Here is a 9,830-nt window from a genome sequence, read left to right on the forward strand (position 1 = left end):
GAAGTTTACTACAATCGTGTTAGAAAGCATTCGTCGAATGGATATCTGTCTCCAGTTATATTTGAAATAACTAGACCAATGAAAAAGGTCGGTTAATTGTGTCTATAAAATTGGGGGAAGATCATTCCTATAATTCAAGAATACTTCTTTATTTATTAGAGAAGTTTTTTATAAATTATCTTAGGAGATATAAATGTTAATTAGAAAATCAGTTTATTTAATAGGTTCTCTTGTTGCTTCTCAAATGGCTTTTGCTCAAGAAAGCAATAAAGACACTGCTTCTTCTAAACTAAATTTAGACATTCTTGGTGGTGTTGGTTTTTCAAGATATTCAGAAATGAATCGTGACGATAATAAAATTAATTCTAAAGATTCCAGCATGACTGGTTTTAATGTGAATGCATCCGCTTTATACTCACTTTTTGAAACCAGTATTGGCTCACCAGTTGTAGGTGGTGGTATTAATTATTCTCGTTTAACTGGGGAAAGTGATAAAGATGAAAGCTTAAAAACAGAAGGTACTTTTTCAACTTTGGCATTAATGGCGAATGCTGGTTTTAAATTTAAACCAACAGAAAAATTTGCTATTTTTACTTTAGGAAATTTTGGTTATGGTGTTTATAATGATTTAAATTATAAATTAAGTCAAAATCTAGATCCAAATGTTAACTTAGAAATAGATTCAACTGTAAAAAATCATTTTATTTATGGTGCAAGTGTGATTGGTACCTACGAAGTAGCGCAAAACTTTAGCATTGGTGCGGGCTTAACATACAACAGACATTCTTATAAGAATGATCTAAAACTAAAAGTAAATGCTGTAGATATTGGGAGTGAATCTTCTAATTGGTCCCTTAATGAAGTTTCCGCTAATTTAACAGCTTCTTACAGCCTCTAAAAAAATTATAGAAAGGATTTATTTGAATTTTCATTTAAATCCTTTTTTACAATTCCATAGTTGACTTAAAATCATATTTACTCTGATTATAATTTATCATCACTATTTTCTTTAAATTAAAATATAAAAAAAATAAATGTTATCCTAAATTTTTTAATAATTCTTATGATATTATAAGACTAGATATCTTATACCATTCACTGTATATTCACCCACTGACGAATTTAGGGTAAGAATCGGTATTCTGGTATACAGGTATTGTGTGTTTTGGAGGAAATTTTGCAAAAAAAAAATCATTCTTTTAAGGAGCGTATGGAAAATATAAATAATGTTAAAGAAGGTAAAAAACCAAATCGCGGCTCTAAAGAAAAATCCTTTCAAGGAAATCAAAAGAAAAATAGAGATAACAATCCCTCAACATCAAATCGATTTCACCCTCAAAATAAATTTCGTAAAAATCATGGCGAGAACAAGTCTCCAAAAGAAAACCATATTGCATTTGACAACTTTTTAGAACAAAAAATCGGTGCAGAAACGCTTCAAAAATTAGCGAATGAAGCTAGAAAAAAAATAAATTCACTTGTAAGTGGATCCGTTAGTGCCATTGATTTAGGTGTGGCAACAACTCACCATGGTGAAAATAATTCAAAACATAAAGATCATTTGAATTCCACATCATCACAAAAATTTCAGCCAACAAAATCCTATTTACGTAACAAAAAAGAAGCAATTGAAACTCCAAAAGAAGAAGTTTCAAATCATAAAAAAATTGAAAAACCGAAAGAAATCCCTTCAAGAGGTTTTGCCTTAGCAAAATATAAAGAAAGTTTAACGAATCAAAATAAAACTGTTAATGTAAATCAGGAATCAAAAATAGATCAAGAGATAAGTCATTTAAGAACACCTGGTGGCTTGTTGTTAGATGAATGGCAGTATAATGCATTGCAAGCATTGCTTGCTGGGAAACATGTAATTGTAGATGCACCTACTTCTGCAGGAAAAACGCGAGTTATAGAAGCCTTGCTTGAATATAGAATGAAAGAAGGCGGGAAACTTATTTATACAAGCCCCGTAAAAAGTTTAAGTAACGATAAATATCGTGAATTTAGCGAAAAATACGGAAGAGATGCTGTTGGTATTAATACAGGAGACTTTAAAGAAAATTTAAATGCTCCAATTATGCTTGCTACTTTAGAAACCTATCGTAACAGCCTGTTAGGTATTGAACCTAATATGAGTCGCCGTGTTGTTGTATATGATGAATATCATTTTTTACAAGACGAGAGCCGTGGCAGTGCTTGGGAAGAATCTTTAATATTAACACCAAAAGATAGTCAACTTGTTTTATTATCAGCAAGTGTTCCCAATAGTGAAGAGTTTGCTTCTTGGATTAAAAGTTTAACAGGCAAAGAAACAGTTGTTGTTAAAGTAACAAAAAGACCTGTTCCTTTAGTTCATATGGTTTATACGAAATATGGATGGATTTTTGCTGAAGATTTAAAATTAAAACCAGATGAAGAAGTCCAATTAGCTAAAATTTGTCGTATTCAAAGAAAAGAAAATAGACGCTTTCGTGGAAAAGATGTTTATAATTCTTTTATTCTACCTATTTCATCAGCTCTCGAATTAAATATGGGGCCTATTGTAATTTATGCAGGTCGAAGAGGTGATGTAGAAGGCATTGCATTAAGTTTTGCTAAAAACTTTAAAAAAGATTTTGAAGGACCAGAAGCTGATAAATTAAGAGAACGATTAAAAACTCTTTCTGGGTATGAATATGTTCCACCTGAATTACAAAAATTGGTAACACGTTATGGTATTGCTTATCATCATAGTGGGATGATTCCTCCAGGCCGCGTTGCGATTGAAACCTTGCTAAAAGAAGGATTGTTAAGAGTTTGTTGTGGAACAATGGGAATCAGTTTGGGAGTGAATTTTGCCGTAAGAAGTGCATTTGTTTCCGATGAATCCAGACCAAGTGAAGGTGGAGAAACCATTTATTCCAATACTGAAATTATGCAAATGCTTGGCAGAGCAGGAAGACGTGGTCATGACAAACAAGGTTTTTCTCTTTGGTTAAACGCAGGACGTTATGCATCTCAAAAACCAAAAGATCGCGAACCTTGTAAAAGTTCTTTAAAGTTTGATCCTACAACTGTAATTGGAATTTTAGGGCAACACCAAAGTATTGCTTATTTATCTATGTTTTATCAAAAATCATTTTTTATGAGATCCCGTGATTCTTCTCAAGTTTTTGTTGCTGATCATGATCTTTTATCTGCAACTTTATATCAAAAAATGGGAATTGATAGTATCGCATGTCAAGATATTCCTAATACATATAAACAATTTCAAAAGGGAAAAAAACGTTCTGGAATTGCATGTAATCATTGTCCTGCGAAATCCCCATGTCATTCTATGATGCAAACAGCAAGTCATAGTATGCTAAATAAAATTATAAATCATTTGCAAGAAGTAGGTGCCCTAGATGGATCTGTTCCTTCGCAAATGGGAAATTTAGCAAGGCATTTTCCTCAAGCTGGCGGTCTTATTATTGCGAATTGGTTGGCTCAAGGCCATTTAAATAAAGATACTTTTATTGATTATTTACAAGCAATGTCTGCTTTTGGAGCAGCTCATTTTAAAGAAATTCCAAGTACCTATGCAGATATGGAATTTTTAAATGATTTAAATATTCCTACTTTAATAGAAAAATATTATCCAAATAATTTATTTCCAGAGTTATATGATGAAATTAAACCTAAAAAATGGGAAGAAATTCAAGAAAATATAATTGTATTCAGGGAATTTAATTTAGGAGCTGCTTCTATCATTAAACAATGGTTAAACCCAAAAACTTCTTGGGATGATCTTGTTGAAGAGCATTCTTCTAAATATTTTTCAGCAGGCGACTGTATGAATGTTTTATTTCGATTTTCAACCTTTTTGCAAAGTTGTGGACGTCTTGTCGATTTTGATCCTGCCATTGCCTCGGAAGCAAAACGGTTACAAAGAATTCTATTAAGAGAACCATTAGATGCAAGAAATAGAATGTTGGTTGAAGAAGCGGATGAATTTGAAAATATCCCTGGTAGCCTTGAAGAAATAGTGAAATAATAACGAATAAACTTGTCCCCTTTTTTTCTTAATGTTATTTTCACTCTGAATTGAATTAACTTTTATTTTGGAGTGAATTAACATTGAGCTTACCACTTAAAGCAGAAGAAATTTTTCAAGTAGAAAATAAAAAATTAACGCGTAAAGAAATTAAAATATTTTCTATATCTGCAATTGGAGGATCGTTAGAATTTTATGATTTTGTAGTTTACGTATATTTTGCATCTATTATGTCAAATCTTTTTTTTCAAACGAATTCACCAATTACGAGTTTAATTTTATCTTATTCTGTTTTTGCTTGCGGGTATTTTGCTCGATTATTGGGTGGTATTCTTTTTAGCCATTTTGGGGATAAAAAAGGAAGGAAAAACTCTTTTGCATTAACGGTTTTTTTAATGGCATTGCCTACTTTTATTATTGGTTGTCTTCCAACATATGCTCAAATTGGTATTTTCGCTCCTATTTTACTGGTTTTATGTCGATTTATACAAGGACTTGCTCTTGGTGGAGAAATACCTTGTTCTTTAACCTTTATTTATGAACATGCGCAAAAAACAAACAGAGGACTTGCTTGTGGTGCTCTGTTTTGTGGTGTTACCTTTGGAACATTTTTAGGATCATCCGTTGGTTATATTCTAACAAAATTTATGCATGAGGAAACATTAAATTCATGGGGATGGAGAATTCTATTTTTAATTGGTGGGGTTTTGGGATTAATTGCTGTTTACTTAAGAGGATTTTTAAATGAAACCCCTGTATTTAAAAGAATGAAAAATGAAGTTGTAAAAATTCCATTAAAAGAAGTATTTCAATCACATAAATTAACTATTATACAAACAACAACAGGACTTTGGGTTGTTGCTGTGGCTGTTTCTTTATTTTTATTATATTTGCCTAATTATTTAAAAGCATATTTTTTCTTTAAATCTGAAGATATTTTAAGAATAAATTCAATAGCAGTTTTATTCTATTCTATTTTAACCCTCTGTTTTGGAGTTGTTTGCGATAAAATTGGTCCCAAAAAAGTTTTAAATTTTTCTTGTATCTTATTTATTTTATTTTCTTATCCTGTCTTTTTAAATTTTTCTCAAAATAACTTTTTACCCATTTATTTATGTTATTTATTAGCAACCATTGCAACTTCAGCGGCTACAGCCTCTTCTATGTATTTACTAATCCAATCATTTCCCGCCAAAATAAGATATTCTGGCGCTTCATTTAGCTATAATTTAGCTTTTGCTATTTTTGGCGGTTTAACTCCATTAATAGTAACTTCTTTAATTGAAAAAACAGGTTCCACTATTTCACCAGCTTATTTTATTATATTTGTATCCATTATTGCCCTTGCATTTAGCTTGTTTAAGCCTTATCACGAATATGATTAATGAATATGTAAAATTATAAAATTATTTTAATTAATTAAAAATAAGTTTAAATTTGTTTCTTTAATCTTATTTTTATTCATTTCTTTTGATTTTTTGAATAAATTTGACATTATTATAATTTAGATCTATTTAGGAGTTGAGGATAAAAGTATTATTTACCTATAATATGTATTTCTATTTTATATATTAAAAATTTTGGAAAATTTATGAAAAAATTATTTATGAGGCGTATTTTAATAATTACCTCATTTTCTGCAGGATTATGTCATGCTTCCATAAAACAAAATATTCCTACTCAATATGAAATTAGGGTAAATGAGAATCAAGATTTTATTTTATCGACATCTGTGTATTGTAATGATTCTTTTGTCGAATCCAATCAAGTAACTAATAATTTTCTGATGTCATCTAAATATTCTAATAAAAAAGAGTGTAAAATAATTATAAATGGTATTATTTACTACGATTATCATTCTTGCTCACCGCATATTTTAAGCCCCAAAAAAGAGGAACTTGAATTTTCTTTTAATGATAAAAATAATAATAAGTTAAAAGAGTATTCTTATTTTGATGATCAAAATAATCAAAAAAGTATCATTGTGTATGCTAATATAGATGAATTTCATAAAATTAAATTAAAATTATATTCTTGTTTTAAAAAGTTATAATTGTGCTTTAACTTTTAGGTGGATATTTTTTTAATTTTCTTTGTAAACTTTGTCTATGAAGTCCAAGTCTTTTTGCTGCAGAAGTAATATTTCCATTACATTCGGATAGAATATATTCTATATACTCTCTTTCATGCCTTGCAAGGCTAGGGGCTAGAGGTATAAATGTGGCATTTGTATTTTTTTTATTTTCTGTTTCTATAAACTCTTCTTCAAATAATGCTTTTTCTAATTGTTGCATATTAGCAGGCTTTGCAAGATAATTAATGGCACCTTTTTTAATTGCCTTAACAGCAGTTGCTAAACTTGGATATCCTGTTAGCATAACAATGCGGCAATTTGGAGAGTTTTGTTGTATTTGTTCAACACATTTTATGCCGTTATCATTTTTTAATCTTAAATCAACGATAGCATAATCTATATTTGTTTTTGGTATTTGGTTGATAGATTCAATGGGGATAACTTCAAAACCTTTATCTTCAAACTCAAGTGCTAATGAGGAACGAAAATCCTCATTATCTTCAATTATTAAAAATTTCTTTTTTGTCATATTATACTCCCTCTATATAGATAGGAATTTGAAATTGAGCGCATGCCCCCCCTCCATTATAATTGTCCGATAAAATGAATTTACCTCCAACGGCAGAAGCAAATGTAAATCCATTATATAAACCAAGACCGACTCCATTTTCTTTCGTAGTTACAAAAGGTTTTCCAGCATATTTTTTAACAATTTCGGGCCAACCTATTCCATTGTCTTTTACAATTAAATGAATAAAATTATCTTTTTCGAATAATTCAACCGTAATAAATATATTGTTATTTGATTCTGAACTTTTACTTGCTTGTTCTGCATTGTCTAATAAATCTATAAATGCTTTTGTAAAAGCAAGAATAGGAATGTAACAGTTTATTTTTTTCACATTTGTATTTAAATTATAATGTACCAATTTTTCTTTAGAAGACCAACTTAAAATAATTTTGTTTACAATTTCTGAAATATTTACAACCTCAAAGTTTGTTTCACTCTCTGATAAGGTTTTTGTATGCATTTGTTTAATTGCATTTTCACATTGTAAAATTGCTTTCAAAATAACTTTAATGTCATCATTTTCTTCTAAATTATTTTTTCTTATGAGTCGTGAAGATCTTAGTTTTATTGTATTTAAAGGTGTTGCAAATTCATGGGAAAAACCCGCTGAAATAGCTCCAAGTGCTCTTAATTTATCTATGCGATTGTTTTCTTCTAAAAGTTTTTCCGAATATTTTTTTTGAGAACTAAGGGAATAAGAAAGCCAATGAGTTATTAAAAATAAAAGGCTACTTACAATGAGTTGGGCTGGTAATAGGAACCGTGTGTTCATGGGATAAATAGAAAATGCCGGTGGTGTGAATGTAGGATAATGTAAAAACAAGACACATAAAATAGCGTATATAAAAAATAAAAGTGCCGAAAATCCTTTTAATAAAATAGAACCTAAAATAATATTAAGAAAAATGATTTGTACAAAAGGATTCCAAACTCCTCCTGTAATTACAAATAAAAATGTAATTGCACTTAAATCACAAATAAGCTGAAAAAATACAATATTTAATGAAATATTTACAATTTTTTTAGTTATATAATAAGTACACAAATTTAATATGATAAGATTTATAAGGGTAACAATATAAAGAACAATAAAGGAATTATCAATCCATTCTAATTTAATTTCTAAATAAAGTGTGATTAATAAACCTAATATTGCTAACCAGCGAAGGCGAATCAGCCAAAATAATTTTGTTCTGTTTTCATCAGGAAAACGATTGCCTAAAAGGTATTTTTTTATTTTTTTATGTAAATCAAGAAATATCATTATAAAGCCACACTTTGTTTAAATAACAATAGGATATTTTAATCCTAGTTCTTTTTAGCTTACCTAAATAATTTTACCAAGTGGGAAAATGCTCTTTTCAATTGGGTGCAGTAATTTGTTGCGGTGAAATTTATTTTGTTGCTTTCCTTTTTTCAATTTGAAAGTTAGATAATTAGGGAAAGTTGGTTTGTGTAAGACTTTTTGGAGGAAACGAATGACAAAAATTTCGAAAATTATATTAATTTTAGGGATTTTAATTGGAATTGTTGGAATTGTTTTAGTATATTTAAAAAACAAACAAAAACCATTGGATTTTGAATATACAATGAAAACCTCATCAATTGAAAAAAATTCAGGAAAGGTATTGGATGTAGATCCATCTAATCCATCAAAATATTTAGGAACATTGCAATTTAAAACAAAACCAAACTCTAAAAATATGGCACAAGCCCTGTTATGTGTTGAGCAATATAAAAATGTGGATAAAGTTGATTTATATATGCCTGATATGGGTCATGGCAGCCAACCCCCTACGGTAAATCAAGCCTTTCTACCCTCAAATTTACAAAGCCAAGCTTCTGAAGGAATTGGATTTGGCTGTTTAAGTCTTGAAAATATGCAGCTTTTTATGACTGGTTTATGGCAAGTGAGATTATTTTATAAAGATGGCACGGTTGGGTTATTTGATTTTCAAATATTAGAATAATTTATTTTAAGGCATTATCAATATCATAAATGAGATCTTCAGCGTTTTCTATACCTATTGATAGACGTATTAATCCTTCTGATATTCCTGCGATGTTTTTAGCCTCAGACGACATAGAAGCATGAGTCATGCTATAAGGGTGTGCTATTAAGCTTTCTACTCCTCCTAAAGATTCTGCAAGTGAAAAGTGATTTAATTTAGAAATAAAAGTTTTCATTTTTTCAAAATCTAAATTTAATTCAAAACTCAACATAGCTCCAAACCCTTTTTGCTGTTTTTTAGCAATAATATGATTTTCATGGTTTGTTAATCCAGGGTAATATATTTTTGTTACTTCCTTTTGGGTATTTAAATATTCAGCAATACGAATAGCATTTTCTTGTTGTTTCGTTAATCTTATTTCAAGAGTTCTTAAGCCGCGCAGTGTTAACCAACTATCAAAAGCAGAACCTGTTACACCGGTTGCATTCGCCCACCACAATAATTCATCTGCTTTTTCTTTTGAATTTGCTATGACACAACCTCCAATAATATCACTATGTCCATTTATATATTTTGTTGTTGAATGCAAAACATAATCAGAACCTAAAGAAATTGGATTTTGTAATAAGGGAGATAAAAAGGTATTGTCTGTTATTACTTGAGCATTTACATTATGGGCAAGTGCGCAAATTTTTTCGATATCAACAATTCTTAAAAGAGGGTTACTTGGCGTTTCTATCCAAACTTGTTTTGGTTTTAATTTTAATGCAGACTCCAATTCTTCGGTTTGATTTAAATCTAAAAATAATACTCTTAAATGTTCTTTTTGAGATAAAGCATTTAATATTCGCCAAGTTCCTCCATAACAATCATGGGGTGCTATGACAAGGTCTCCTGGTTTTAGCAATTGAAGAAGAAGATTTACTGCAGATAAGCCAGATGAAGTAACAACGGAACCACTTCCTCCTTCAATATCACTTAAAGTATTTGCAAGTACAGATCTTGTTGGATTTCCACTTCTGGAATAATCATATTCTCTTTTTTCTCCTAAATCTTCAAAGGTATAGTTTGCAGATAAATAAATAGGAGGATGTCAGTTCCCAAAGACAATTGGACTATTCCCACAGTCATTGAGACCAACCGATTCAAGTTCCGTTGCTCCTTTCTGTCATTTCTCATAGATTTTGGTATCAGTCACAAAGAAATTGGCACTAACCT

At 29.9% G+C, this 9,830-nt stretch carries 8 protein-coding genes; 5 read left to right on the top strand and 3 right to left on the bottom strand.

The window, feature by feature from the left end:
- Positions 1–193 precede the first annotated feature (193 nt).
- The 4 genes from ACIQ56_RS10275 (at position 194) to ACIQ56_RS10290 (ending at position 6,068) form a co-directional block, all read left to right on the top strand.
- Positions 194–898 carry a hypothetical protein gene (locus tag ACIQ56_RS10275; protein WP_397600970.1) on the top strand — a complete coding sequence of 235 codons (705 nt, stop codon included), beginning with the start codon at positions 194–196 and terminating at the stop codon, positions 896–898.
- 279 nt (positions 899–1,177) lie between these two features.
- Positions 1,178–4,015, top strand: a complete 2,838-nt coding sequence (locus tag ACIQ56_RS10280; protein ID WP_397600971.1) for a DEAD/DEAH box helicase — start codon at positions 1,178–1,180, stop codon at positions 4,013–4,015.
- A gap of 83 nt (positions 4,016–4,098) precedes the next feature.
- Complete coding sequence (locus ACIQ56_RS10285) at positions 4,099–5,400, top strand: MFS transporter (RefSeq protein ID WP_397600972.1); 1,302 nt, start codon at positions 4,099–4,101, stop codon at positions 5,398–5,400.
- Positions 5,401–5,606: 206 nt separating this feature from the next.
- A complete protein-coding gene (locus ACIQ56_RS10290) occupies positions 5,607–6,068 on the top strand; it encodes a hypothetical protein (RefSeq protein ID WP_397600973.1) in 462 nt (153 codons plus the stop codon).
- 7 nt (positions 6,069–6,075) lie between these two features.
- On the opposite strand, the gene ACIQ56_RS10295 is transcribed toward ACIQ56_RS10290, so the two are convergent.
- Both ACIQ56_RS10295 and ACIQ56_RS10300 read right to left on the bottom strand, forming a co-directional pair.
- Positions 6,076–6,618 (bottom strand): response regulator transcription factor, encoded by a 543-nt coding sequence (locus ACIQ56_RS10295; protein ID WP_397600974.1) that lies wholly within the window; start codon positions 6,616–6,618, stop codon positions 6,076–6,078.
- A gap of 1 nt (position 6,619) precedes the next feature.
- Positions 6,620–7,924, bottom strand: coding sequence for an ATP-binding protein (locus ACIQ56_RS10300; protein ID WP_397600975.1), 1,305 nt, complete (start codon positions 7,922–7,924; stop codon positions 6,620–6,622).
- Between the two features lie 214 nt (positions 7,925–8,138).
- Here ACIQ56_RS10300 and ACIQ56_RS10305 point away from each other — a divergent pair, with 214 nt between their 5' ends.
- The gene (locus ACIQ56_RS10305; RefSeq protein ID WP_397600976.1) at positions 8,139–8,630 is read left to right on the top strand and encodes a hypothetical protein; all 492 of its coding nucleotides are present in this window, start codon (positions 8,139–8,141) and stop codon (positions 8,628–8,630) included.
- A 1-nt stretch (position 8,631) separates the two neighbouring features.
- Here the strand turns inward: ACIQ56_RS10305 and metB are convergent, their stop codons facing one another.
- On the bottom strand, positions 8,632–9,696 hold the full coding sequence (gene metB / locus ACIQ56_RS10310; protein WP_397600977.1) for a cystathionine gamma-synthase: 1,065 nt from the start codon (positions 9,694–9,696) through the stop codon (positions 8,632–8,634).
- Positions 9,697–9,830 lie beyond the last annotated feature (134 nt).

It is taken from the genome of Silvanigrella sp., assembly GCF_044369315.1.
Lineage (GTDB): Bacteria > Bdellovibrionota_B > Oligoflexia > Silvanigrellales > Silvanigrellaceae > Silvanigrella.

What these genes read in the sequence shown, in the direction of transcription:
- ACIQ56_RS10275 (WP_397600970.1), top strand. Translation starts at nt 194, where the DNA reads ATGTTAATTAGAAAATCAGTTTATTTAATAGGTTCTCTTGTTGCTTCT.
- ACIQ56_RS10290 (WP_397600973.1), top strand. Translation starts at nt 5,607, where the DNA reads ATGAAAAAATTATTTATGAGGCGTATTTTAATAATTACCTCATTTTCT.
- ACIQ56_RS10295 (WP_397600974.1), bottom strand. Translation starts at nt 6,618, where the DNA reads ATGACAAAAAAGAAATTTTTAATAATTGAAGATAATGAGGATTTTCGT.
- ACIQ56_RS10300 (WP_397600975.1), bottom strand. Translation starts at nt 7,924, where the DNA reads ATGATATTTCTTGATTTACATAAAAAAATAAAAAAATACCTTTTAGGC.
- ACIQ56_RS10305 (WP_397600976.1), top strand. Translation starts at nt 8,139, where the DNA reads ATGACAAAAATTTCGAAAATTATATTAATTTTAGGGATTTTAATTGGA.